General features: G+C 62.1%; 26 protein-coding genes. 12 read left to right on the forward strand and 14 right to left on the reverse strand.

What is annotated here, in order from left to right:
- The 4 genes from C7T36_RS09780 to C7T36_RS09795 form a co-directional block, all read right to left on the reverse strand.
- Positions 1 to 1179, reverse strand: a complete 1179-nt coding sequence (locus C7T36_RS09780; RefSeq protein WP_033233236.1) for an acyl-CoA dehydrogenase family protein — start codon at positions 1177 to 1179, stop codon at positions 1 to 3.
- Positions 1180 to 1218: 39 nt separating this feature from the next.
- On the reverse strand, positions 1219 to 1323 hold the full coding sequence (locus C7T36_RS30770) for a hypothetical protein (RefSeq protein ID WP_072782658.1): 105 nt from the start codon (positions 1321 to 1323) through the stop codon (positions 1219 to 1221).
- 160 nt (positions 1324 to 1483) lie between these two features.
- Positions 1484 to 2344, reverse strand: coding sequence for an alpha/beta fold hydrolase (locus C7T36_RS09790; protein ID WP_033233239.1), 861 nt, complete (start codon positions 2342 to 2344; stop codon positions 1484 to 1486).
- Positions 2345 to 2420: 76 nt separating this feature from the next.
- Positions 2421 to 3329, reverse strand: coding sequence for an IclR family transcriptional regulator (locus C7T36_RS09795; protein ID WP_033233241.1), 909 nt, complete (start codon positions 3327 to 3329; stop codon positions 2421 to 2423).
- A 137-nt stretch (positions 3330 to 3466) separates the two neighbouring features.
- Between C7T36_RS09795 and C7T36_RS09800 the strand changes: the two genes are divergently transcribed.
- The gene (locus C7T36_RS09800) at positions 3467 to 4336 is read left to right on the forward strand and encodes a TIGR03619 family F420-dependent LLM class oxidoreductase (protein ID WP_033233243.1); all 870 of its coding nucleotides are present in this window, start codon (positions 3467 to 3469) and stop codon (positions 4334 to 4336) included.
- A gap of 31 nt (positions 4337 to 4367) precedes the next feature.
- The gene (locus C7T36_RS09805) at positions 4368 to 4877 is read left to right on the forward strand and encodes a nuclear transport factor 2 family protein (RefSeq protein ID WP_045066713.1); all 510 of its coding nucleotides are present in this window, start codon (positions 4368 to 4370) and stop codon (positions 4875 to 4877) included.
- Between the two features lie 65 nt (positions 4878 to 4942).
- Here the strand turns inward: C7T36_RS09805 and C7T36_RS09810 are convergent, their stop codons facing one another.
- Together C7T36_RS09810 and C7T36_RS30090 are read right to left on the reverse strand one after the other, a co-directional pair.
- A complete protein-coding gene (locus C7T36_RS09810; RefSeq protein WP_033233247.1) occupies positions 4943 to 6526 on the reverse strand; it encodes an acyl-CoA synthetase in 1584 nt (527 codons plus the stop codon).
- Between the two features lie 70 nt (positions 6527 to 6596).
- The gene (locus C7T36_RS30090; RefSeq protein ID WP_162487725.1) at positions 6597 to 6749 is read right to left on the reverse strand and encodes a hypothetical protein; all 153 of its coding nucleotides are present in this window, start codon (positions 6747 to 6749) and stop codon (positions 6597 to 6599) included.
- Between the two features lie 258 nt (positions 6750 to 7007).
- Here C7T36_RS30090 and C7T36_RS09815 point away from each other — a divergent pair, with 258 nt between their 5' ends.
- Complete coding sequence (locus tag C7T36_RS09815; RefSeq protein ID WP_033233249.1) at positions 7008 to 7946, forward strand: 3-oxoacyl-ACP reductase; 939 nt, start codon at positions 7008 to 7010, stop codon at positions 7944 to 7946.
- Positions 7947 to 7975: 29 nt separating this feature from the next.
- Complete coding sequence (locus tag C7T36_RS09820) at positions 7976 to 8719, forward strand: SDR family NAD(P)-dependent oxidoreductase (protein WP_033233251.1); 744 nt, start codon at positions 7976 to 7978, stop codon at positions 8717 to 8719.
- 21 nt (positions 8720 to 8740) lie between these two features.
- Here C7T36_RS09820 and C7T36_RS09825 read toward each other — a convergent pair whose 3' ends face one another.
- Positions 8741 to 9646, reverse strand: a complete 906-nt coding sequence (locus tag C7T36_RS09825; RefSeq protein ID WP_045066714.1) for an amidohydrolase family protein — start codon at positions 9644 to 9646, stop codon at positions 8741 to 8743.
- 126 nt (positions 9647 to 9772) lie between these two features.
- Here C7T36_RS09825 and C7T36_RS09830 point away from each other — a divergent pair, with 126 nt between their 5' ends.
- Positions 9773 to 10300 (forward strand): nuclear transport factor 2 family protein, encoded by a 528-nt coding sequence (locus C7T36_RS09830; RefSeq protein WP_033233253.1) that lies wholly within the window; start codon positions 9773 to 9775, stop codon positions 10298 to 10300.
- A gap of 5 nt (positions 10301 to 10305) precedes the next feature.
- Entirely contained in the window at positions 10306 to 11439 is a 1134-nt protein-coding gene (locus tag C7T36_RS09835) for an NADH:flavin oxidoreductase (RefSeq protein ID WP_045066715.1), read from the forward strand.
- A gap of 70 nt (positions 11440 to 11509) precedes the next feature.
- Here the strand turns inward: C7T36_RS09835 and C7T36_RS09840 are convergent, their stop codons facing one another.
- Positions 11510 to 12073, reverse strand: a complete 564-nt coding sequence (locus tag C7T36_RS09840) for a ribonuclease H (RefSeq protein WP_033233812.1) — start codon at positions 12071 to 12073, stop codon at positions 11510 to 11512.
- A gap of 73 nt (positions 12074 to 12146) precedes the next feature.
- On the opposite strand from C7T36_RS09840, the gene C7T36_RS09845 reads away from it, so the two are divergent.
- The 3 genes from C7T36_RS09845 to C7T36_RS09855 all read left to right on the forward strand — a co-directional run bounded on the left by C7T36_RS09845 (position 12147) and on the right by C7T36_RS09855 (position 14313).
- The gene (locus C7T36_RS09845; RefSeq protein ID WP_033233255.1) at positions 12147 to 13073 is read left to right on the forward strand and encodes a DNA-3-methyladenine glycosylase; all 927 of its coding nucleotides are present in this window, start codon (positions 12147 to 12149) and stop codon (positions 13071 to 13073) included.
- 41 nt (positions 13074 to 13114) lie between these two features.
- Positions 13115 to 13786: a pyridoxamine 5'-phosphate oxidase family protein gene (locus C7T36_RS09850; protein ID WP_045064993.1), complete on the forward strand. Its 672-nt coding sequence runs from the start codon at positions 13115 to 13117 to the stop codon at positions 13784 to 13786.
- A 116-nt stretch (positions 13787 to 13902) separates the two neighbouring features.
- Positions 13903 to 14313, forward strand: coding sequence for a hypothetical protein (locus C7T36_RS09855; protein ID WP_033233259.1), 411 nt, complete (start codon positions 13903 to 13905; stop codon positions 14311 to 14313).
- Positions 14314 to 14328: 15 nt separating this feature from the next.
- Here the strand turns inward: C7T36_RS09855 and C7T36_RS09860 are convergent, their stop codons facing one another.
- From C7T36_RS09860 to C7T36_RS09880, 5 genes are read right to left on the reverse strand one after another with little or no spacing between them, the layout of a single operon-like run.
- Positions 14329 to 14697, reverse strand: a complete 369-nt coding sequence (locus C7T36_RS09860; RefSeq protein WP_033233260.1) for a helix-turn-helix transcriptional regulator — start codon at positions 14695 to 14697, stop codon at positions 14329 to 14331.
- Between the two features lie 56 nt (positions 14698 to 14753).
- Positions 14754 to 15950 (reverse strand): acetyl-CoA C-acetyltransferase, encoded by a 1197-nt coding sequence (locus C7T36_RS09865; protein ID WP_045064995.1) that lies wholly within the window; start codon positions 15948 to 15950, stop codon positions 14754 to 14756.
- A gap of 38 nt (positions 15951 to 15988) precedes the next feature.
- On the reverse strand, positions 15989 to 16441 hold the full coding sequence (locus C7T36_RS09870; protein ID WP_045064997.1) for a MaoC family dehydratase: 453 nt from the start codon (positions 16439 to 16441) through the stop codon (positions 15989 to 15991).
- 51 nt (positions 16442 to 16492) lie between these two features.
- Positions 16493 to 17239, reverse strand: coding sequence for a GntR family transcriptional regulator (locus tag C7T36_RS09875; protein WP_033233266.1), 747 nt, complete (start codon positions 17237 to 17239; stop codon positions 16493 to 16495).
- A 31-nt stretch (positions 17240 to 17270) separates the two neighbouring features.
- Positions 17271 to 18422 carry an acyl-CoA dehydrogenase family protein gene (locus C7T36_RS09880; RefSeq protein WP_033233268.1) on the reverse strand — a complete coding sequence of 384 codons (1152 nt, stop codon included), beginning with the start codon at positions 18420 to 18422 and terminating at the stop codon, positions 17271 to 17273.
- A gap of 219 nt (positions 18423 to 18641) precedes the next feature.
- Between C7T36_RS09880 and C7T36_RS09885 the strand changes: the two genes are divergently transcribed.
- The 3 genes from C7T36_RS09885 to C7T36_RS09895 are packed head-to-tail and all read left to right on the forward strand — an operon-like array spanning position 18642 to position 21792.
- Positions 18642 to 19517 carry a CoA ester lyase gene (locus tag C7T36_RS09885; protein WP_045065000.1) on the forward strand — a complete coding sequence of 292 codons (876 nt, stop codon included), beginning with the start codon at positions 18642 to 18644 and terminating at the stop codon, positions 19515 to 19517.
- Entirely contained in the window at positions 19514 to 20542 is a 1029-nt protein-coding gene (locus C7T36_RS09890) for a MaoC family dehydratase (RefSeq protein ID WP_045065003.1), read from the forward strand. Before C7T36_RS09885 ends, C7T36_RS09890 begins: the two co-directional genes overlap by 4 nt.
- Before the next feature lie 20 nt (positions 20543 to 20562).
- Entirely contained in the window at positions 20563 to 21792 is a 1230-nt protein-coding gene (locus tag C7T36_RS09895) for a CoA transferase (RefSeq protein ID WP_045065005.1), read from the forward strand.
- A gap of 68 nt (positions 21793 to 21860) precedes the next feature.
- Here the strand turns inward: C7T36_RS09895 and C7T36_RS09900 are convergent, their stop codons facing one another.
- Positions 21861 to 23018, reverse strand: a complete 1158-nt coding sequence (locus C7T36_RS09900; protein WP_045065007.1) for an acyl-CoA dehydrogenase family protein — start codon at positions 23016 to 23018, stop codon at positions 21861 to 21863.
- Positions 23019 to 23046 lie beyond the last annotated feature (28 nt).

Raw genomic sequence — 23046 nt, forward strand, 5'->3', positions numbered from 1 at the left:
CTAGATCATCGAGCGGTGGATGCCCTGCGGCTCGCCACCGAGCTGGGTAAGGGTCGACGCGTGGAAGATCGATCCGGGCACGTGGATGGCATGCGAGAGACCCGCGTGCGCGTCACGCCAGAATCGCTGCATCGGAGTGCTGAGCTGGAGGGCGCCGCCGCCGGAGCGAGCGAAGATCTCGTCCACTGCGCGCACTGCACGCCACGCGGCAGCCGTCTGAGTGCGTCGGCCGATGGAACGAAGTTCGAACGAAACTTCCTGGCCCTTTTCGGTCATGTCCCAGAAACGGTCGACCGTCTCGAGGATCGCCGCGCGCGAAGCCGCGATCTCCGCAGCAGCCTCGCCGATGGCGAAGAGTACGTACGGATCTTCCTTGATCGGGACACCACTGACTGTGACGCGCTCACGCTGGGCTGCAATGTTGCAGGCCAATGCGCCTTCGGCGATACCGATCAACGAGGAGGTGATGCCGAGCGGGAAGATGCAGGAGAACGGGAACTTGTACAGGGTCTCCGTGCGGCCGGCTTCCTTCCACGCGCTGCCGTCGTACACCTTGGACGCGTCGATGGTGCGGTAGGCGGGGAGAAAAGCATCCTTGATGATGAGGTCCTTGGAACCGGTGCCTCGCAGGCCCACGACGTTCCAGCTGTCCTGGTCGATTTCGTAATCGCTACGCGGCAGCAGGACGTGCAGGTGCTTCGGCGGCATGAGGGGCTTGCCCTCGGCGTCGCCGACCATCGCGCCGATCATGACCCAGTCACAGTGATCCGTTCCCGAGGAGAATGACCAGCGACCGTTGAGGATGTAGCCACCGTCGACGGGACGAGCAACACCCATCGGTGCGTACGGGGAAGCCATCCAGGTGTCCGGGTTCTCGCCCCAGACCTCTTCCTGCGCCTTCTTGTCGAAGAATGCAAGCTCCCACGGGTGGACGCCAACGATGCCGCTGACCCAGCCGGTTGCGCCGTCCATCGCGCCGATAGCCATTGCCGTCTCGGCGAACTCACGCGGGTGCGATTCGAGCCCACCGAATTCCTTGGGCTGGAACATGCGGATGACGCCGGAATCGCGAAGACGCTTCGCGTTGCCGTCCGACAGCTGCATGATCTTGTCGCCCTCGACGCCGCCTGCGCGGATCTCGTCGGCGAACTGAGAGATGTTGTCTAGAACCTGTCCCATGGTTTTCTCGGCTTTCTGGTTTCGGTACCCGGCGAATGCCTAGGCAGACTTCTTCGCGGCGAGTCCAAGCGCGATGTCGATCAACTGGTCTTCCTGCCCACCAACTACCTTGCGGCGGAAAACTCGCTGCGTATCACTGAGCATCGCGTCCTCCTGGAAGATCTGGCGAGGTGAAAATCTGTTGGTGAAACCGTGGCAGGTGCGGATCGGTAGTGCAGAAATGCTTCCCGGTGAGTGGGAGCAGCCCCTGTGCGCCTTTTTGGTAGTGGGAACTGCCGGAAAGGCGCACGGGGGCCGAAGGCCCTTACGGGCGGGTAAGGAATGCCAGAACTGCCGAGACCCAGGCGTCGCGGGCCTCGATCATCGTCCAGTGACCGCACCTGGGGAAGATGTGCACTTCACCGTTGGGAATGTCGCGCATCGGCAGAATCGCCATGTCGACGGGGCTGACGCGGTCATCGCGACCCCAGGTGAGCAGTGTCGGAGCCTTGATCTTGTTCAACTGTGCCCAGTACGGAACATCCGTCGACGCAGCAGCGGCGGCGCCCATAGCGGCCATGGCCTTGCTGCTGTACATCCGGCGTGCGATCTCGAGGGTCGTCGGCTCGGTGGCGAGCGCCCAACGCTCTTCGATGAGCTGCTCGGTGACAACGGCCGGGTCGAAGACCATCGACTGCAGCCAACGGATCAGGGCTTCGCGGGTGGGGTTGTCGGTGAATTCCATGAGGAGCTTGATGCCTTCACCGGGGCCGGGCGAGAAGGTGTTCTTGCCCATGCCACCGATGGTGACGAGCTTGCTGACGCGGTGCGGTTCGTCGATCGCGACCTTGGTGGCGACAATGCCGCCCATGGAGTTGCCGATCAGGTGGACCGGACCGAGACCGAGTCCGTCGAGGAACGCGCTGACCGAAGCCTGAGCCATCATCATCGGATGGCCGTCGCCCGGGTCGCTGACGCCGAAGCCGGGGAACTCGAGAACGTAGCAGTGGAAGTGCTCGGCGAAGTCCGCGAGAACGCCGCGGTAGTTGCGCCACCCGGTGACTCCGGGACCTGATCCGTGCAGCAGCACCAGCGGCGGACCGTCGCCGGCCTCGTGATACCGAAGCACACCGAGATCGGTCTGCAGCTCTTTCAGAGTGTCCTCGTAGCTCAGTTCAGTCGTCATACCCGGAACGGTGCCATCACCGCCGCTGAGCTGCTACGAACCGTCCCGATCAGCGAGACAGAAAGGGCAAGAAAACTCAGATCCACTGCTCGGTGGACGCCGCCAGAAGTCGGTCCATCGTGTCTGCCGAGAAGGTGTTTGTCGGGATCGGAGGAGCCTTGCGGCCACGGCGAGGCGCACCCAGCTCGGGGTACAGCGAGCGCGAGACCTCACGGGCCGCGTCGACTACCAACGGGGCGACTCGCTCGAGCTGAGCCGTCCGCATGTCGCCGCACAACGCAATGCTGCCGACGGGGCCTTCATGCCCACGAATCGCAGCGGCCACGCATGCCAGGCCGCGAGCGGATTCACCGCGCTCGAAGGCCAAGCCCCGGCGCTGACGGATGCGGTTGAGTTCCTGATGCAAGATGCCGATCTCCGCGATGGTGTTCTCGGTACAGCGCGGAAGGGTCGCGCCGAACAAGGCGTCGACGCGCTCCGGATCGATCCACGCGAGCATCGCCTTGCCGCCCGCGGTGGAGTGCGCAAGAACCCGGCCACCGACGCGCGACGGGAGTGCAGCGGCAAACCGGCCGCCGACCTTGTCGAGATAAACAGTTTCACGGCCGTCGAGCACCGAGAGGTGCACAACCATTCCGGTCTGAAGGTGCAGTTCGTGCAGGAGGGGTGCAGCAGCTTCACGAATCTGGCTGTGGCCACCGTCGCCGCCACCGAGGCCGAGTGCACGCCGTCCGAGGCAGTAGCCGAACGATGCGTGATCTACCCAGTCGAGCTTGACGAGCTGATCGAGAATGCGGTGGACGGTGGAGCGCGGCAACTGCGTGCGGCACGCCACCTCTTCCAGGGTGAGCCGTGCTGCGCGTCCGTCGAAGGCGTCGAGAATCAGCGTCATCCGCTCGACCATCGACGGCGGAAGATCCTTTTTAGCCTGAGCGCTGGTCGGCTGAGCAGTGGTCATGGTGTCGTTGATTTCAACGATGGTCATTGACGCCTCCCGGAAACTGGAATTGATTCTAGTGACTATAACCCAGGTCACAGTATCTGGAAAGCCAATCCGACAATCTCATCCCGATCACCGGAAATTTCTGTGCCAGAACTGCTCGTCGCAGCTATAAACGCTCGATGCACCTCGGACTCGTCACACCGGTACTGATCCAGCACCCCAGCACCCGATCAGATTGGGAAGCGACGGCTGAGATCGACGAGGTCGCACAGATCGCCGAAACTGCTGATCGCCTCGGTTTTCACCACCTGACCTGCAGTGAACATATCGCAGTTCCCACAGAAATAGCCGGAGAACGCGGCGGAACCTACTGGGATCCGCTCGCAACACTCGGATATCTTGCGGCTCGAACACGCACTATTCGGCTCGCAACTCAAGTGCTCGTGCTGGGATACCACCACCCACTGGAGATCGCGAAGCGCTACGGAACGCTGGATCGGGTCAGCAACGGGCGACTTGTCCTCGGCCTCGGAGTCGGGACGCTAAAAGAAGAATTCGATCTCATAAACGCTCCGTTCACCGATCGTGGAGCTCGCGCCGACGACGCCCTCGCAGCGCTGCGCACCTCGCTCTCCACTCCGCTCCCGGAGTACCACGGCGAGTTCTACGACTACTCGGGATTTGTTGTCGAGCCGCACGCCGTCCAACCGCGAGTGCCTCTCTGGATCGGTGGCCGCACCAAGCGCTCACTGCGCCGCGCACTCACCCATGGCGACGGCTGGGTTCCCTTCGGACTGCGCCTCTCGGAGCTCGCGGACATGCTCGCGGCAGCGCCGCTCCCCGAGAACTTCGACGTCATCTTGTCCACTGGCGCAGCCTTCGATCCGCTCGGCGACCCGGAACGCGTCGTCCGCTCACTGACCCGAGTCCGCGACGCCGGTGCCACGATCGCCAGCACGTCGATCAGCGCGTCGAGCGCTGAGCACTTCGCGGAACAACTCGAGGAACTTCACCGCATCGCCCTCGCCGAGGGCATCGATTTCACCTGATAGATCCACTTCGTCTACGTAAGGAATGCCGATGACCGACGCCACCGCACTGAGCAACTCACTTGCCCTGGTCGAATCACTGATTGCCCGAGTCGAATTGCTCGAAGACAAGCTGGCCATCACCGAACTGCTCACCGCGTACAGCCCGGCCGTCGACAGTGGATCTGCCGACGAGGTCGCAAACCTGTGGCTCGAGGACGGTGTCTACGACGTCGACACGGGAGCAATGCACGGCCGTGGCGAACTCCGCGCCATGGTGCGCAGTGCCGCTCATCAGAACTGGATCATGAACGGCGCAGCGCACATGATGACGCCGGCGCACATCCGCATCGACGGCAACAAAGCCGTCGCAACCTGCCACTCGCAGCTCGTCATCAAGGATCCCGAGAACCCGTCCGGATTCAAGGTTCTCCGGATCACCGCGAACCGGTGGGAACTGGTCAAGAACGACGGCGTCTGGAAGGTCGAATTGCGTACGAACGCGCTCCTCGACGGCCGCCCCGAAGCCCGCGCCCTCTTGGCCGCAGGGGTGGCGAACTAGCTCTTCTTGCTCTGCCCGAACGTCATCCAGCGCGTCCCTCACAAAACGCGCTGGATGACGTCGAACTAGTTAGCTTCCGTCAAAGTTGCCTTGGCCCAGCGGTAGTCGGCCTTGCCACTGGGAGAACGACGGATCTCCGACACGCTCACGACGGTACGAGGCACCTTGTACCGCGCGACCTGAGACGCGCAATGCTCACCGATCTCGGCGAGGTCCGGGACAGCGAAACCGTCACGAGTGGTGATGACCGCAGCCACGCGCTCGCCGAACTTGTCGTCCGGCACTCCGGCAACCAAGGCGTCGAGAACAGCCGGATGACTCTTGAGTGCCTGCTCGACCTCTTCGGGGTACACCTTCTCGCCACCGGTGTTGATGCACTGAGAACCGCGCCCCAGCAGAACAATCGAGCCGTCGGCCTCGACCCGTCCGATGTCGCCGAGAACCGACATGCGGACGCCGTCGACGACGGGGAACGTCGCTGCCGTCTTCACGGGATCGTTGAAGTATCCGACCGGAACGTGACCGGAACGAGCGATGTACCCGGTCTCGGGTGAACCGGGCTCGAGCGGACGCATCCGATCGTCCACGACACGAGTCTCGTCGCGAGCGGCGATCCGCATCAAGCCGTCCGCGCCGATCTCGAGGTTGCCGTCGACGCCGGACTCGGACGAACCGAAACCGTCGCGGATGATCAGGTTCGGAAGAATCGACTTCAACTGCTCACGCAGGGAGAGCGAGAACAACGCTCCGCCGGACGAGACCATGCCCACCGTGCTGAGGTCGTATTCCGCGGCGTTCGCAGCCAATTCGTCGGCGAGCGGGCGCGCCATCGCGTCGCCGACAACGGTGATGGAGACAGCCTTTTCACTCCCGGCAAGCTGGAGCGTCTTCTTCGCGTCGAAACGCGCCATCAGAATTGCGTTGGCGCCCATGAAGAATCCGGTGAACAACGAGTAGGACGCCGCGCCGTGCATCAGCGGTGCAGTGCTGAGCATGTTCATCGCGGGGACGTGCGGCACAGCGGCGTACAGATCTTCGGCCTTGACGTGCGGAGGGCCGAACGGGTTTCCACCTGTGAGCGCTGCGAAGTAGAAATCCTCGTGACGCCACATGACGCCCTTGGGCATACCCGTCGTGCCGCCGGTGTAGATGACAAAGAGGTCGTCTTCGCTGCGCGGCCCGAAGTCTCGCTTGGCCGACTGCGCCTGCGTTGCAACGTCGTAACTGATGCTGTCGACGCCGGCAAGCTCGGCTTCGCCGACGACGACAACATGCTTGACGCCGGGCGTTGTGGGAAGGATCGACGCGACGGTGTCGGCAAACTCCTCGTCGACGATGAGTGCGACCGCCATGGAGTCGTTGTAGAGGTACGTCAGCTCGGCATCGACGTAGCGGTAGTTGACATTGATCGGCACTGCGCGAATCTTGAGGCAGCCCAACAGGCTCTCGACGTATTCGATGCTGTTGCGCATGTGCAAGGCGACGTGATCTCCCGGTCCGACGCCAACACTCGCGAGGTGATGGGCGATGCGGTTCGAGCCTTCGTCGAGTTCCGCGTATGTCCGTCGACGCCCGTCGCACACGATTGCCGTGCGGTCCGAGATCAAGTCCGTTACGCCCTCGTACAGATCTGCCAAATTCAGTGACACTGTTGGTGCCTTCCGTTATTTCAGGTGCGGCAGGTCCGGCCCGGCCGCATCTAGTGGTACTTCGAGTGCGTCATCCGCCGATCCGACGCCCCAACAACGATGCCAGGAGCTGCGCAGATCCTCCCGTTGTTCCACCCGATGCAGCCAGAGCGGATCCTGCTGTGAGGATCTCCGACGATTGGCTGGGGCGTAGATGCTTCCGAGCAGGCGAGTCGTTGAACATGGGTTGCTCCGGGCAGTGTCGGCGGTGACGCAAGTGCGTGCGCGCCCGGTCGGCGCGTAGCCACAAGGTGGCATGTCCAGCTCGTGACCTACATCACCGCTCCCACTGACCGGGACTGTAGTGTTCTGGCTCGCATTTCTGATCAAAACTAGAACTAATTCTGATTTTGACTCTGTTAGTTTTGCCGAAGTTACGCCAAAATAGATTCAACAAATTAGAATGAATACTAATTTCTGACCCGGATCGAAGGAGCACGACATGACGCAATCACTGAGCTTGGAAGGCAAAGTAGCCGCAGTCACCGGTGCCGGCGCCGGACTCGGCCGCGCGGAGGCACTCGGCCTCGCAGCCGCCGGCGCAGCCGTCATCGTCAACGACATGGGCCCCGCAGCCAATGACGTGGTCGACGAGATCAAGGCCGCAGGCGGACAGGCCATCGCCATCACGGGCGACGTCTCCGACTGGTCTCTCGGTGCGCGCTTCGTCGAGGAAGGCGTCAAGAACTTCGGCTCCTTCGACATTCTCGTCAACAACGCGGGCATCCTGCGCGACAAGATGATCTTCAACCTGACCGAATCCGACTGGGACGACGTCATTCGCGTGCACCTCAAGGGCCACGCCGCAACCTCCCATGCAGCTGCAGTGCACTGGCGCGCCGCAAGCAAGGCAGCCGATGCTCCCGTCTACGGACGCATCATCAACACCTCCTCCGAAGCCTTCCTCTTCGGCAGCGCCGGACAGCCCAACTACTCGGCAGCCAAGGCCGGCATCACGGCTCTGACGCTCTCGAGCGCAGCCGGCCTCTCCCGTTACGGCGTCCGCAGCAACGCAATCTGCCCGCGCGCCCGGACAGCAATGACAGCAGATGCGTTCGGCGAGAACAACACCGGTGTCACCGGTCTCGATCCGCTTGCACCCGAGCGTGTTGCAACTCTGGTCAGCTACCTGGCTTCGCCCGCCTCGGACGAGATCAACGGACAGGTCTTTGTCGTCTACGGCAAGATGGTGGCGCTGATGGAAGCACCGAAGGTCGAGAACCGTTTCGACGCAGCCGGATCCGCGTTCACCGTCGAAGAGCTCGGTGGTCAGCTCTCGTCGTACTTCTCGGGCCGTGGCCCCTACGAGACCTACGCTGCTTACAGCATCGCCGGCCTCGAGAAGATCGCACTCGCAGTCGACGAGACCGCAACCGTCTAAACAGCATCAAACACAGAAGGAGCGTTTTCATGAGGTTGAACGGCAAGGTAGCGATTGTCACCGGCGGCGCCGGCGGAATCGGTCGCGCAATCACCCGAGTCTTTGCCCGTGAAGGCGCGAAGGTCCTGTTCGTCGACATCAACGACGAGCAGGGCCAGGCCCTCGAGCAGGAACTGGCCGGCGCCGGCAAGTTCCTCAACGTCGACCTTGCCGCCGCAGGTTCGGCAGAGCAGATCCGCGACGCCGCACTCGAGGCGTTCGGCAAGCTCGACATCCTGGTCAACAACGCTCACGCGTCTCGTCAGGCCCCGCTGCTGGAAACCACGCAGGACATGTTCGACCTGTCCTTCAACACCGGCTTCTACCCGGTTGTCCATCTGATGCAGGCGTGCCACGACGAACTGGCGAAGACCAAGGGTTCGGTCATCAACTTCGCCTCCGGTTCAGGCTTGGACGGTATGCCCACCCAGACGTCGTACGCAGCGGCCAAGGAAGCTGTGCGCGGTCTGACCCGCGTCGTTGCCAACGAGTGGGCGCCGGAAGGCATCCGCGTCAACGTGGTCTGCCCGTTCGCCGCAACCGAAGGCGTCGTCAAGTGGCAGGAAGCCTTCCCCGAGCGTGCAGCCGCGTCGGTTGCCAAGGTTCCTCTCGGACGTATCGGTGATCCCGAAACCGACATCGCTCCCGTCGTCGTGTTCCTCGCGAGCGACGACTCGCAGTACATGACCGGTCAGACGTTGATGGCCGACGGCGGCAGCATCAAACTGCGCTGAGCTGAAGTCTTCTCGGTGAGCTCAGCTCACCGAGAAGAGCTTGGCCGCGTTGTCGTGTACGACGGCGCGCAACCACTCGTCCCCGAGATCGAACCGCGTAAGTGCTTGCAACGATTTGAGATACGGGTACGGAATGTTCGGGAAATCGCTCCCGAAGAGTATCCGGTCCTGCATGTCGATCAGGCGAGAGATATCCGGCTTCGGAAAGGCACACTGCTCTTCCGTGAAGTCGGTGAACGCCATGGTGGTATCCAGTCGCACATTCCCGTAGGCCTCTGCAAGATCAAGGAATTCGCTGTACTCCGGCATGCCCATGTGCGCGATGATCAGCGGCAACCTCGGGTAGCGCGCCAGCAACGACGCGATTCGATCCGGCCCGGTGAACGTACCCGGCGCCGGCCCTGAGCCACAGTGAATGACGATGGGTGTCTCGGCGTCCTCGAGTTGGCCCCACACGTTGTCGAGCAACGGATCGTTAGGGTCGTAATTGCCGACCTGGATGTGGGACTTGAAGATTCGCGCGCCCGACTCCAACGCTTTCCCGACGTACGACGCGGCCGTCTCTTCGGGATAGAACGTGGCCGTATGTAGGCAATCCGGCGTTTGGGCGGCAAACTCGACGGCCCACTGATTGAGCCACTCAGCCATCGCGTTCTTGTGCGGGTAGATCATCGAGGTAAAGGCGCGGACTCCGAATTCACGCAGCCGCTGTACGCGTTCCTCTTCCACCAGGCGATACGTGATCGGCCATGGTCGACCGATCATCGGACCCGCCGAGTCGAAGTACCCCCACACTTTGTCCATGACACTCTTGGGCATGAAGTGGGTGTGAACGTCGATCAAACCCGGAACACCCAGCTCATCCCAAAAGTCCCGAACCGCGGCGATCTCCTCGGCCCCGGGGACCGAATCCGTATCTACGCACATAGCGAGCGCTCCTTCCGTTTGCTCGACCATACCGAGTGTTGTCGCGCTCACTGAGACAGGTGATTGACGGCAAGGCCGTACGCACTCGAATCTGAAGGCATCTTGCCGATTACTGCTGGAGGTTGCATGTCTTTGACCGAGTCCGAAGTCGCGTCACTCAGTCCTGTCGAGGAACTACTCGCAATCGAGGAAATCAAGAAGGTCTTCTCGGCTCGCCTGCGTTGCATGGACACCAAGCAGTGGCATATCTACCCGACACTGCACACCGAGGACGTCGTCAGCGAAACCTGGGGCGGCCTCCCCACGGACAAGCAACCCAAGACCGGTGACACCTCCAATCAGGTGGTCGGTATCGAGAAACTCACCAACGCCATCCGGAACATGCTCGACGGCGAGATTCCTCTCACCACGGCGCACCACGCACACACACCTGAAATCGTGCTGACCTCCCCCACCACCGCCACGGGAATCTGGGCGATGGAGGACATGCTGTGGTGGAACGACGGTGAGAAGGAATTGCACCTGCACGGCTACGGCCATTACCACGAGGAATACCGCAAAGAGAACGGTAAGTGGCTGATCAGCTACCGCACTCTCACGAGGTTGCGCGTCGATCAGGACCCCGGATTCTTCCGATTCATGAAAGCACTGTGATTGACATGACCAGTCCCCTTTTCCAGCCTTTGCGCATTCGTTCGCTCGAATTGCCCAACCGCATCGTCATGTCCCCGATGACGCGCACCTACTCCATCGAGGGCGTCCCCGGTCAGGATGTCGCCGACTACTACCGTCGACGCGCTGAGGGCGGCACCGGCCTGATCGTCACCGAAGGCGTTGCGATCGACCACGTAACTGCGGTCGACCATGCCAACGTCCCCAACCTGCATACGCCCGCCGCTCAGGCCGGCTGGCGCAAGGTCATCGACGACGTTCACGGCGCCGGCGGCAAGATCGTGCCGCAGCTCTGGCACGTCGGCCCGTTGTGGGGCGCGATGACGCAGATGGATCCTTCGCTCAAACCGATGCGCCCGTCCGGTGAGTGGGGCCCGCTCGGTGTCACCTCGTACTCTGCCGCCTACGTCGAGCGCGCCCAGGCAACAACCGACGCGATGACCGAGCAGGACATCCAGGACGTCATCGACGCGTATGTCCGTAGCGCGAAGCACGCTGTCGAGCTCGGCTTCGACGGCATCGCCATCCACGGCGGCCACGGCTACCTACTGGATTCCTTCTTCTGGGAAGGCACCAACCGGCGCGACGACGCGTGGGGCGGCGACTTGGAGCGTCGTACCAAATTCCCCGCAGCCGTCGTTGCGGCGATCCGCGAAGCCATCGGCCCCGATCTGCCGATTATCTACCGCTTCTCCCAGCACAAGCAGCAGGATTTCACCGCGAAGATCGCGGAAACCCCGGAAGAGCTGGGCGTGATCCTGGGCGCTTTGGTCGATGCCGGGGTCGATGTGCTGGACGCCAGCATCCGACGCTTCGACGTTCCCGCCTTCGAAGGCAGCGACCTCTCGCTCGCCGGCTGGGCCAAGAAGCTGACTGGCGCCGTCACCATGGCCGTGGGCAGCGTCGGCCTCGGAAAGTCACTGCGCGACAGTCGCATCGAAGGCGTTGCACCCGTCGTGGACAACATCCCCCAGCTCGAGGAGCGCATCGGTAGCGGAGAGTTCGATCTGATCGCGATCGGCCGCTTGCACTTGGCTGATCCGGCACTCGCCACCACCCTGCGTGCCGGCGGTCCGTTGCCGGCATTCGATCGAGCGGTGCATGAGGGCAGCTTGATCTAGGGGCTGCGCCCCCTGTGCGCCTTTTTGGTAGTGCCCACTACCAAAAAGGCGCACAGGGCCGAAGGCCTTTTCAGAACAGTGTGAACAGATCTTCCGGTTCGACAGCCGTCGTGGACTTCTCCTTGTACGAGGAGTTCACGGCGGTTACTTCTTTTTTCACCGGCACCGGTGTCTGCGCAGCAAGTGGTACCGACTCGATGTCCCCGGAGACAATCGCACGGGCGGCTTCGCCTGCCAGCTTGTCGGCCATCTCGTTGTAGTGGTTGCCCACGTGCCCGCGGACCCAACGGAAACGCACCGGCCCGACACGATCGGTGATGGCACGGTCGATGCTCTGCACCAGTTCCAGGTTCTTGACAGCGCCGCCGCCCGCGGTTTTCCAGCCCTTGCGCTTCCAACTCGGCAGCCACTCGGATGCACATTTGATGGCGTACTGGGAGTCCGATTCGATGAGCAAAGGCTCGTCTCCGGGGTGAGCGACAACGGCCTCGAAGAGCGCCCTCAACTCGGCGATCTGGTTGGTTCCGGATGATTCGCCGCCCGACATCGACGGACCCTCGTGATTTACCCAAGCCCAGCCGATAGCTCCGCCGGGGTTGCGCAGACAGGATCCGTCGGTGCTCACGATGATCATGGCTCGGACCTTACGTTGCCCCACCGACATGTGTCTGAACGCGGGGCGACCGTTGCAGATACGCTGGCCGACGATGACGCCGAAACTCGAGGCTGCCGAAGTCACGGTGACTTCTCAGCGACCACTCGATGCCGCGCTGACGCTCAGCCCGCATCAGCGCGGACCTGGCGACCCCGCTCACAGGCGTACCCCGGACGGCGCGATCTGGCGAGTTTCCCGCCAACTTTCGGGTCCTGTGACCTACCGCATTACACAGTCGGATCGCCACACCGTCCGCGTGCAGTCGTGGGGCGTCGGCGCTACGGAGTTCCTGAGCGGAGCCGAAGCATTGCTCGGTCTCGACGACGAAGCCGACGATTTTGCTCCCGAACATCCCAAGCTGGCCGAAGCTCATCGACGCTTCCCACATCTGCGGATCGGACGCACCGGACGCGTCATGGAGGCTCTCGTCCCCGCCATCCTCGAACAACGTGTCCACGGCGTCGACGCCTTTGCAGCGTGGCGACGTCTGCTGACCAAGTTCGGAGAACGAGCTCCCGGACCGGCACCCGACGGAATGCGAGTTCCCCTCACCGCGGATCAGTGGCGACGGATGCCGTCGTGGGAGTTTCATCGCGCGAACGTGGACCCGGCAAGATCCAAGACGATCGTGCAGTGCGCTCGGGTCGCCGATCGGCTCGAGCAAGCGTCGACCTTCTCGAGGGCGGAGGCGACGAGGCGATTGCGAGCCGTGCCCGGCGTCGGAATCTGGACGGCCGCCGAAGTTGCCCAGCGTGCGTTCGGGGATTCGGACGCTCTGTCGGTGGGCGACTACCATCTCGCCGCAGTAGTCGGCTGGTCCCTCCTCGGGGAACCGATCGACGACGCTCGTATGGTCGAGTACCTCGCTCCCCTGCAACCGCATCGGTATCGGGCGGTCCGGCTCCTGCAGGTCAGCGGCCAGGCCGTCAAACCGAAGTTCGGGCCTCGCACCGCAATCGCCGATCACCGTTGGCACTGAGCGCAAGATCATTGTTGGCACTGAGCGCAAGGAGAGTAATCATGTCGAGTCGATACGCACACATCGCGTTCTCACCCGCTGCTGTCGAGCGCCAGCGCGAGTCGGGCAGTTTCACGATCTACGGATCCAAACTCGATCATCCCGATACCGGCCCCATGGAATTCGACTCTCGCGCTCAGGGTTTCGTTACATCTGTCGATTCGTTCTTTCTGTCCACGGTCACTTCCGACGGTTGGCCGTACATCCAGCATCGTGGTGGTCCCCGCGGGTTTCTCCACGTGTTGGGTCCGAACCGGATCGGCTTCGCCGACCTGCCCGGAAATCAACAGTTCGTGACGCTCGGCAATCTCGAGACCAACAACCGCGTCTCGCTCTTTGTCGTCGACTATCCGACACGAACCCGCCTGAAAATCTACGGCCGCGCTCACGTAGTCGACGCGGATGCCGACCCCGCGCTGCTGCAACAACTTCTGAAGGTTTCCGGCGGCATCATGCCGGCCAAGGCGCAGCGCTCGATAGTCATCGACGTGGAAGCATTCGATTGGAACTGCGCGCGAAACATCACTCCGCGCTACGACAAGGAACGAATGGACGAATCTCTGGCGCTGGCCCGCAGGCCACTACAGGAACAGATCGACTCACTCCAGGCGGACGTTGCCAGGCTCGCCACCGAGAACGAAGCGCTCCGCGCTCGAGTGTCGAATAACGAATGAGACTGGGCGGTTTCAGGAGTGTGGGGGCCGGGTAGCCACTTGTCACGACCCGTCGCGAGGAAGTCGACGGGTCCGCTTGTGCCCGAAAGTTCCACACAGACAGATTGGCTTTCCCCATGAAACTGTCCCGAACTCTGACCATGACCGCGATTGTCGTTGCTGCCGTCGGCGCAGGCGCCGGCACGGCTGTTGCAGCTCCGAACACCGGCTTCGATCCGTTCAACCAACCGGTAAGCACGAACAGTCCGACTGCAGCGACGCTTTTCCCGGGTAACGATGCCAAACAAGCTGCATTCGACACCATGACGAACGAAATCAATATCGGGTGGAACAACGGCGGCTTGCAGTCGACGCTCGGCGGTGCGGCCACGGGTATCGGGATTGGGTGCTTGTCGATCTTCCCCAACTTCATCGCCGGATGCATCGTCGGCGGAGCCATCGGAACGGGTATCGGTCTGGGCAACGGCATCATGAACGGAAACCCGAATGCCGCACCGGCAGTGGAGAAATTCTTCGCCACTCCGTAGTTCAGGCGTTGTAGTTCAGTCGTGCGAGTGACCATGTGTGGGATCGTCGCCGAAGTGCGTGGCACCGATCGAGTGAAGTAGCTGGTGAACGGTGTCGTCAGCCAATTGGTAACGCATCGAACGGCCGTCTCGCGTCGCTGTCACCCACCCCTGGCTCCGAAGCAGCCGAAGTGCATGCGAGACAGCCGTCCCGCTCATTCCCAATGCCACGGACAGGTCCGTGACACAGATCCCCGGCGCGTGATGCAGACACAGGAGAAGCCGAAGGCGATTGGCATCGGACAGCAGTTCAAACCTGTTGGACCACACAGTCACGTCCAGGCCCTCGAGCGCCGCCTGCCCGCGCCGGACATCGGCGATGTTCAAAGCGCCGCTTGACTCCATGCCCGACCGCCTCCGTAGTGCTGTTATCCCTCATACGGAGTGTACCCAGGGGACGCTCAGGCGGATTCCACCACAGCGGCCAGGCCCTGCCCGCCGCCGATACACATGGTCAGCAGCGCCTTTCCGCTACCGCGGCGATTGAGTTCATGCAGGGCTGTAGTCGTCATTCGGGCACCCGTCGCACCGACGGGATGTCCGAGTGAAATTCCGGACCCGTTGACGTTCAGCCGATCGAGGTCCTCGAAGCCCCATTCCTTCACGACGCCGAGAACCTGGCACGCAAATGCCTCGTTCAGCTCCACCAACTCGAAATCGGAGAAGCTGCCGCCGGTCCGGGCAAAGAGCTTCGATACTGCTGCGACGGGTCCGAGTCCCATCAGCGCGGGTTCACAGCCGGCGGCAGCCCAACTGTCCAGGAAGCCGATCGGTTCGAGACCCAACTCGTCCAGTCGATCTTCGGCAACCACCAACATCGCAGCCGCAGCGTCATTCTGCTGACTGGCATTTCCGGCCGTGACGACGCCACCCTTCGTGACGGTCCGCAACCGACCGAGTGTGTCCATCGACGTGTCGTCGCGAATTCCCTCGTCGCTGCGGAACTCCGTGACGTTGCCCTTACGATCGGTCAGTTCCACGGAGACGATCTCGGTGTCGAAACGGCCGGAATCTCGCGCTGCCGTCGCCTTGCGATGACTGTCCACCGCAAACTGATCAGACTGCTCGCGACTGATGTCGCAGCGTTGCGCAACATTCTCGGCGGTTTCGATCATGCCGCTGATCTTGCCGAATCGCCACTCCGGCTGTGACCGCTCACGCCCACGATCAAGCCTGTCGAACAGTTGCAGCCCACCGGCTTTGGTGCCCCACCGCGCTCCGGTGGTGTAGTGCTCGATACCACTCATCGATTCGACACCGCCCGCGAGAACCACATCAGCAGCGCCTGTTTGAACCATCATCGCCGCGGTGATGATGGCCTGCAGGCCCGTTCCGCATCGGCGATCCGTCTGGAAACCGGCAACCGAGATGGGAAGCCCGGCCTCGAGCGCTGCCCACCGGCCGATGCACGGTGCCTCCGAATTGGCGTACGACTGCCCCATCGCAACATCGTCGATTCGGGCAGGGTCGATGCCGCTGCGACGAACCGTCTCCTTGATCACTGTGGCTGCCAAAGTCTCGGCAGGTACGTCACGCAGTGCCCCGCCGAAGCGGCCCACCCCGGTCCGAACCGGCGCAACCAGCGCTGCTCGTTTCATGATTTCCTCGAATCTTGTTCTGTAAGTGTGAGAATGACTCAGGCGACAAGCAGGCGAACCGTCTCGGCAACAAGCGCAGGCTTGGTAGCGCCCTCGATCTCGATCGTGCAGCGCACGACAATCGTCGCGCCCTTCGCAGTGCGCTCGAACGACAGAATTTCAGCGCCTGCGCGAACCGACGAACCGACCTTGACCGGCTCTGGGAAGCGAACCTTGTTGCTGCCGTAGTTGACAGTCATGGCAATGCCGTCGACGCGCATCACCTGGGCACCGAGCACGGGCAGCAGTGACAGGGTCAGGTAGCCGTGTGCAATGGTGCCGCCGTACGGACCCTGCGCGGCGCGTTCGGGATCCACGTGAATCCACTGGTGATCTTCGGTCGCGTCGGCAAACTTGTCGACTCGCTCCTGGGTGACCGGAAACCACTCGCTGTATCCGAGGTGCTCGCCTACTGCCGACTCGACGTCGTCAATTCCGTTGAATACTCGCATGGTCTCTCCTGAGAGATTTTGGGTGACAACGAGATACGACCGCGGGAACCGCTAGTGCGCGCCTCGCCGTAGCGTCACTCGATAGGTGTACTGCTCGGGCAGGAAGTAGCTGACGGACAATTCGTTGGCCAGACCGGCAGCGTTGGTATACAGGCGATCGACGCGCAACATCGCATGCCCGGGTTCACAATTCACGTCCCTGGCAACGTCAGCAGTAGCCGGTGCCACCGTAATCGACTGCGCTGCTTCGATTATCGGACTGTCCAACAGTGGCTCCAATAACCCGATCACGGTATAGGAGCTGACGGCACCTGCCAACATTTCGGGTGCGTCGACGATGTGACGGGCAACAGCTTCGGGCAGGTGCGCGGTAGTCTGCACAAAGGGAATGCCTTCGTGAAATCGGCGAAACACCACCGTATACACCACATCCGTATCCAACCGGAGCCTGCTTGCCGCTTCGATGTCCACACGCCGAACCAGTGGCGCGACGACTTCCATTGTCGTGTCCTTCGACAGGTTCATCAGGTCTTCGATGGACCCCAGATGCCGCAGATACTGGCCGGTGTTCTCCGTCACGAACGTGCCACGACCCGGGACCCGATACACGATGCCTTCGGAAACCAGGTCGTGGAATGCTCGTCGAACCGTCTGGCGGCTCACGCCGTGCCGCGCCGCCAGTTCGGATTCGGTGGGTAGCTGAAGGCCGTCGCGGTAAGTTCCGGCGGATATCTGCTGACGAAGCTCACGGGAGAGGCGTTGATACGCCGGCTCCGTCTCTCTTTCCTTACCGCTCATAGCATTCAGATTCTACTGGCTCACCGAGTGGTCACAGACCACCGCGCGCAACCAGCTGCGCGACGATGACATTGCGCTGAATCTCGTTGGTGCCCTCGCCCACGATCATCAGTGGGGCGTCCCGGAAGTAGCGCTCTACGTCGTATTCCGTCGAATAACCGTAGCCACCGTGAATGCGGACCGCGGACAACGCAATTTCCATGGCAACCTCGGACGCATACAGCTTGGCCATTCCGGCTTCCATGTCGCACCGCTCGCCGCTGTCGTACTTCTCTGCCGCGTGCCAGGTCAATTGCCGAGCCGCGGTCAGCTTCGTCGCCATGTCCGCGAGGTAGTTACCGATCGACTGATGCTTCCAGATCGGTTTGCCGAAGCTTTCACGCTGCTGCGCGTAGGCAAGCGAATCCTCGAGCGCAGCGGTCGCAACACCGAGCGCCCGGCAAGCCACCTGGATACGGCCGGTTTCGAGGCCCTTCATCATCTGTCCGAAGCCCTTGCCGGGCACGCCGCCGAGGATCGCGTCTTCGGAGATGCGGTAGTTGTCGAAGGACAACTCGCAGCTCTCGACGCCCTTGTAGCCGAGCTTGGGGAGATCACGGGAAACGTTGAGTCCCTCGCCTTGCTCGACCAGGACGATCGAGATACCGGCATGCCGCGGACTTGCCGAAGGATCCGTCTTGCACAACAGTGCGATCACACCGGATCGCCGCGCATTGGTGATCCAGGTCTTGGCTCCGTTGATGACCAGATCGGTACCGTCACTCTTGGCGTTGGTTGTCATCGCCTGCAGATCGGAGCCACCACCCGGTTCGGTAAGAGCCATTGTGGCTCGAATTTCACCGGTTGCCATCAGCGGCAGATACTTCAGTTTCTGTTCCTCGGTGCCGAACAGGGTGATGAGCTTGGCTACCACCGTATGGCCACCCATCGCACCCGCTAGCGTCATCCAACCTCTGGACAGCTCCTGGGTTACCTGCGCATAGCAAGGCATCGATACAGGGCATCCACCGTATTCTTCGGGAATGGCGAGGCCGTAGATCCCGATCTGCTTCATCTGGTCGATCCACTTTTCGGGATATTCGTTCGCGTGCTCCACCTCCTGCACGGAGGGCTTGACCTCGCGATCTATGAACGATCGCACCGTGTCGACCAGGAAGGTCTCTTCGTCGTTGAGCTTGAGCATGAATCCGCCTCGACATTGTTCAAAGTTTGTACGGCCATATTTAGCCATTGTTGGCCCTTTGTCAACACTCGCCTTGACAGTCACCCGCAAATGCTGCCAGCATCGTGGGAAAACCAGTGCAATTCTGGAAATAGCCACGCAATTTCGACTGATTCACGGCAACTCACCACATTTTCAACTGGCCGTACATTTGGGCCCTGATCGAGGTAATCGACACACGTGACTAACAACGAGTACCGACCTGTCCGACGCCGTACCTCCCTGGTCGCTCCCGGATCAGACGAGCGCAAAGCACGCAAAGCACTGAACTCGACCGCGGACGAGGTGGTCCTCGATCTCGAGGACGCCGTCACCACGGCCAACAAACACACCGCCCGCGAGCTTGTCGCCGAACTTGTTCGCGAGTTCGGCGCAACCCGGACCGTGTCCGTGCGCGTCAACGGACCGACCACCCCGTGGTTCGTCGCCGACATGACCGCGTGCGGCCTACTCGGCGAATCGTTGACCAGTGCGATAGTCCCGAAGGTGGAGTCTGCCGAGGAACTCCTCGAAGCGCAGCGGCTTCTCGTGGCAGCAGGCGGAAACTCCGTAACCCTGCAAGCGCTCATCGAGACGCCGTTGGGCGTCTCGAACGTCGACGCCGTCACCCGATCGACGACGCGCCTGCAGGCAATCGTCATCGGATACGCCGATCTCGGTGCAGCACTGGGACGCTCACGCACCGCTCTCCCGGAGCACTGGCTGGCCGTGCAGGACAGAATTCTGATCGCCTGCCGTACGGCGGGCATCGCTGCCATCGACGGGCCGTTTCTCGGAATTGCCGACGACGACGCCTTCCGCCACTCCGCGGCCTGGACCAGCGCGCTCGGATTCGACGGAAAGTGGGTTATCCACCCGGCGCAGATCGATTCCGCTACTGCGGCATTCACACCATCGGACTCCGATGTCACCGACGCCCGACGCGTCTTGGGCGCACTCGAAGAAGCCGAAGCCTCCGGCGCCGGCGCAGCGCAACTCGACGGCCAGATGCTCGACGAAGCCGTCGCCGTCGCAGCACGTCGCACACTCGCCCGAGCAGAAGGAGTCAGGGCATGAGCGTACAGAATGGGAGCGACCATTACGCCGCCGAGCATTATGTAGGTGGACCGTATTTCGACGAGCTCACCCACGGGCAGGTTTTCGACGAAGCTCCCGCGGTAACGCTGACGAGTGGCCTTGCCGCCACCCATCAGGCCATCCTCGGCGACCGGATGCGACTTTCCCTCGACGCCCATCTCTCGACGGCAGTTACGGGAAGCGCTGCACCCGTTGCCAATCCCGGCTTGGTCACCGACATCGCGATCGGCCAGTCCACAGTGGTTACCCACCACGTGAAGGCCAACCTGTTCTACCGCGGACTGCGATTCCACAGGTTCCCCGTTCTCGGCGATACCCTGTACACGCGTACCGAGGTGGTAGGACTGCGCGAAAACTCGTCCAAGCCCGGCCGCGCCCCCACCGGCCTTGCGGCACTGCGGATGACGTCCACGGATCAGAACGGCAACACCGTTCTCGACTTCTACCGTTGTGCAATGCTGCCACTGAGCGGCAATCCCGACGACGGGCGCACGCGGCACGACGACGATCTGTCGTCCATCGGCCCTGACGCGCTCGCCCCGTACGTGACGCCGAAAGACTGGAACCTCGACGCTTACCGAAACAAGGTTCCCGGCAAGCACTTCGATCAGGCACTGGTCGGTTCGATCCACCGCAGCAGCGGCGACGTCGTCTCCAGCGCACCCGAGCTCGCCCGGTTGAGCCTCAATATCGCGGCGACGCATCACGACGAGCGCGTCGGCGCCCATGGCCGTCTTGTCTACGGTGGCCACACCATCGGTATCGCCCTCGCGCAGGCAACTCGGGCACTCCCGAACCTGGTCACCGTTCTCGGATGGCATTCGTGTGATCACACCGGACCCGTCCACGAAGGCGATACGCTCACGAGCGAACTCCGCGTCGAGAGCGCCACTCCACTCGAACACGGCACAGCCGTCGAGCTTCGATCACTTGTATACTCCCACAACAGCTCTGCCACAGACACTCCGGTGCTGGACTGGCGATTCACAGCTCTGATGGCATGACCGACACGCTAAGGACCATCATGACCACCCAGAACACCTCCGCTGGCCCGTTGGCAGGACTCCGCATCATCGAGATCTCCAGCTTCGTCGCGGCTCCCCTGTGCGGGCTGACCCTCTCCCAACTCGGCGCCGAGGTCATCCGAATCGATCCCATCGGCGGCGCTTCCGATTACAACCGTTGGCCGGTGACCGACCAGGGCGAGAGCATCTACTGGACGGGCCTGAACAAGGGCAAGAAGTCACTCGCCGTGAACATGCGCTCCGAAGAGGGGCAGGCATTGGTGCAACAACTCGTCACCGCGCCCGGCCCCGGCAACGGCATCCTGGTCACCAACGCGGGCGGGCGCGCGTGGATGAGTCACGCCACCCTCGCTGCTCTGCGAGAAGACGTGATAACCCTGGAAATCCTGGGCCGCCGCGACGGCTCCCCCGGAGTCGACTACACCGTCAACGCCGGGTTGGGGTTTCCGATGATGACCGGACCTTCGGACCATGCCGGCGTCGTCAATCACGTACTTCCGGCCTGGGACATGGCCTGCGGGTTGCATGCGGCACTGGCAATTACATCCGCAGCACGCAAACGCGACACCACCGGCGAGGGTTCACAGATCACCCTCCCCCTCGAAGACGTTGCGCTCGCAACGGCGGGCACACTCGGATACTTCACCGAGGTCCAGATCAACGGACACAGCCGCACGTCCGGCGGCAACGCCGTGTACGGAACGTACGGAATCGATTTTCTCACCAGCGACAACGAACGTTTCATGATCGTCGCACTGACCACCCGCCATTTCCGCGACCTCACGGCCGTGACCGCGACAACCGAAGCCGTCGAAGCCGTCGAAGCTGCCTTGGGCGCAGATTTCACCACCGAAGCTGACAGGTACACCCACCGCGAGGTGCTCACTGCCCTGTTCTCGCGATGGTTCCGCGAACACACTGGCGCCGAAGTTGCTGCAGCACTGGATCAGACATCGATCCTGTCCGAGCGCTACCGGAGTTTCGAAACGGTTGTCGAATCCGGCGAACTCGAAAAGAACCCGATGTTCACGACGCTCGAACAACCTCGTATCGGTTCCTACCTCGCCGCCGGTCATCCCGCATCATTCAACGGAACTCACTTCACGACCGGACCCGCCCCGGTGGTCGGCGAAGATTCCGTGACCGTACTGGCCGAGATCCTCGGCACGACTGCAGATCGTGCGGCCGAACTGGCAAAGAACGGCATAGTCGGCACTGCCTCACTCTGATCACCCGCATACAACTTCGGCCTCGGGATGCTTTCCGAGGCCGAAGTTGTATGCGCGCAAGGGAACTGTCAGAGGCCAAGATCTTTGGCAATGATGGTTTTCATGACTTCACTTGTACCACCGTAGATTCGCGTGACGCGTGTATCAGCGTAGAGGCGAGCGATGGGGTACTCGGTGATGTACCCGTACCCACCGTGCAACTGGAGGCATTTGTCGATTACTCGACCGGCCGCCTCGGTGCAGAACAGCTTTGCCTTTGCTGCATCGGCGATGGTCAGCGTGCCACGGTCATGACACTCCAGTGCGTTGTCGGACACCAACTGGATTGCATCAACTTCGGTAGCGCACTCCGCCAGAACGAATTTGGTGTTCTGGAAGGCCGCAACCGGCTTGCCGAAGACCTTGCGATCCTTGACGTAATCGATGGCAAATCGAAGTGCTGCAGTGGCCGTCGCGGCCGCACCGAAAGCAATGGTCAGTCGTTCCTGCGCCAGGTTGTGGGTCAGATAGCTGAAGCCGTCACCTTCCTCGCCGAGCCGATCCTCGACGGGCACCTGGACGTCGACAAACGACAGCTCCGCGGTGTCCGAGGTCTTGAGCCCGATCTTGTTGATCTTGCGTCCCACCGAGAAACCCGGTGACGATGTATCGACCACCAGAATCGACAATCCACTACGACGGTTCTCCGCGGTACTGGGCGCGGTCCGGCACACCACCAGAATGCGATCGGCAAGCACGCCGCCGGTGATGAACGTCTTGGCTCCGTTGAGCACATAGTGCGTACCGTCCTCGGACAGCTTGGCCGACGTCGCGATGTTCGCCAGATCCGAACCCGTTCCCGGTTCGGTCATGGCAATCGCGAACATCAGATCGCCGGATGCAAACCCGGGCAGCCACCGATTCTTCTGTTCCTCGTTTGCGTACTCGAGCAGGTACGGCAGGATCAGGTTCGTATGGACGGACTGCGAGCCGAACGACGCCCCGGCCGCGGCAACTTCCTCAGCTACGACGACATTGAACTTGAGCGAGGACTCACCGCCTCCGCCATATTCCTCCGGAACCTGAATTCCGAGTACGCCCAGCTCACCCAACCGGCGATAGAAATCACGGGGCGGGTGACCGTCTTCTTCCCACTTCTCGTGGACTGGCGTCACTTCCTTCGCGATGAAATCGCGGACGGTTGCCCGGAATGCCTCGTGATCCTCGTTGAACACGGTGCGCTGCATGTATGAACTCCAGTCGGTCAAGGGAAAC

Source organism: Rhodococcus sp. AD45-ID (assembly GCF_003023755.1).
Classification (GTDB): Bacteria; Actinomycetota; Actinomycetes; order Mycobacteriales; family Mycobacteriaceae; genus Rhodococcus_F; species Rhodococcus_F globerula.

What these genes read in the sequence shown, in the direction of transcription:
- C7T36_RS09850 (WP_045064993.1), top strand. Translation starts at nt 13,115, where the DNA reads ATGTCGAGTCGATACGCACACATCGCGTTCTCACCCGCTGCTGTCGAG.
- C7T36_RS09820 (WP_033233251.1), top strand. Translation starts at nt 7,976, where the DNA reads ATGAGGTTGAACGGCAAGGTAGCGATTGTCACCGGCGGCGCCGGCGGA.
- C7T36_RS09815 (WP_033233249.1), top strand. Translation starts at nt 7,008, where the DNA reads ATGACGCAATCACTGAGCTTGGAAGGCAAAGTAGCCGCAGTCACCGGT.
- C7T36_RS09865 (WP_045064995.1), bottom strand. Translation starts at nt 15,950, where the DNA reads ATGAAACGAGCAGCGCTGGTTGCGCCGGTTCGGACCGGGGTGGGCCGC.
- C7T36_RS09795 (WP_033233241.1), bottom strand. Translation starts at nt 3,329, where the DNA reads ATGACCATCGTTGAAATCAACGACACCATGACCACTGCTCAGCCGACC.
- C7T36_RS09870 (WP_045064997.1), bottom strand. Translation starts at nt 16,441, where the DNA reads ATGCGAGTATTCAACGGAATTGACGACGTCGAGTCGGCAGTAGGCGAG.
- C7T36_RS09875 (WP_033233266.1), bottom strand. Translation starts at nt 17,239, where the DNA reads ATGAGCGGTAAGGAAAGAGAGACGGAGCCGGCGTATCAACGCCTCTCC.
- C7T36_RS09800 (WP_033233243.1), top strand. Translation starts at nt 3,467, where the DNA reads ATGCACCTCGGACTCGTCACACCGGTACTGATCCAGCACCCCAGCACC.
- C7T36_RS09855 (WP_033233259.1), top strand. Translation starts at nt 13,903, where the DNA reads ATGAAACTGTCCCGAACTCTGACCATGACCGCGATTGTCGTTGCTGCC.
- C7T36_RS09860 (WP_033233260.1), bottom strand. Translation starts at nt 14,697, where the DNA reads ATGGAGTCAAGCGGCGCTTTGAACATCGCCGATGTCCGGCGCGGGCAG.
- C7T36_RS09835 (WP_045066715.1), top strand. Translation starts at nt 10,306, where the DNA reads ATGACCAGTCCCCTTTTCCAGCCTTTGCGCATTCGTTCGCTCGAATTG.
- C7T36_RS09840 (WP_033233812.1), bottom strand. Translation starts at nt 12,073, where the DNA reads ATGATCATCGTGAGCACCGACGGATCCTGTCTGCGCAACCCCGGCGGA.
- C7T36_RS30090 (WP_162487725.1), bottom strand. Translation starts at nt 6,749, where the DNA reads ATGTTCAACGACTCGCCTGCTCGGAAGCATCTACGCCCCAGCCAATCG.
- C7T36_RS09780 (WP_033233236.1), bottom strand. Translation starts at nt 1,179, where the DNA reads ATGGGACAGGTTCTAGACAACATCTCTCAGTTCGCCGACGAGATCCGC.
- C7T36_RS09900 (WP_045065007.1), bottom strand. Translation starts at nt 23,018, where the DNA reads ATGCAGCGCACCGTGTTCAACGAGGATCACGAGGCATTCCGGGCAACC.
- C7T36_RS09845 (WP_033233255.1), top strand. Translation starts at nt 12,147, where the DNA reads ATGACGCCGAAACTCGAGGCTGCCGAAGTCACGGTGACTTCTCAGCGA.
- C7T36_RS09825 (WP_045066714.1), bottom strand. Translation starts at nt 9,646, where the DNA reads ATGTGCGTAGATACGGATTCGGTCCCCGGGGCCGAGGAGATCGCCGCG.
- C7T36_RS09895 (WP_045065005.1), top strand. Translation starts at nt 20,563, where the DNA reads ATGACCACCCAGAACACCTCCGCTGGCCCGTTGGCAGGACTCCGCATC.
- C7T36_RS09880 (WP_033233268.1), bottom strand. Translation starts at nt 18,422, where the DNA reads ATGCTCAAGCTCAACGACGAAGAGACCTTCCTGGTCGACACGGTGCGA.
- C7T36_RS09805 (WP_045066713.1), top strand. Translation starts at nt 4,368, where the DNA reads ATGACCGACGCCACCGCACTGAGCAACTCACTTGCCCTGGTCGAATCA.
- C7T36_RS09790 (WP_033233239.1), bottom strand. Translation starts at nt 2,344, where the DNA reads ATGACGACTGAACTGAGCTACGAGGACACTCTGAAAGAGCTGCAGACC.
- C7T36_RS09890 (WP_045065003.1), top strand. Translation starts at nt 19,514, where the DNA reads ATGAGCGTACAGAATGGGAGCGACCATTACGCCGCCGAGCATTATGTA.
- C7T36_RS30770 (WP_072782658.1), bottom strand. Translation starts at nt 1,323, where the DNA reads ATGCTCAGTGATACGCAGCGAGTTTTCCGCCGCAAGGTAGTTGGTGGG.
- C7T36_RS09830 (WP_033233253.1), top strand. Translation starts at nt 9,773, where the DNA reads ATGTCTTTGACCGAGTCCGAAGTCGCGTCACTCAGTCCTGTCGAGGAA.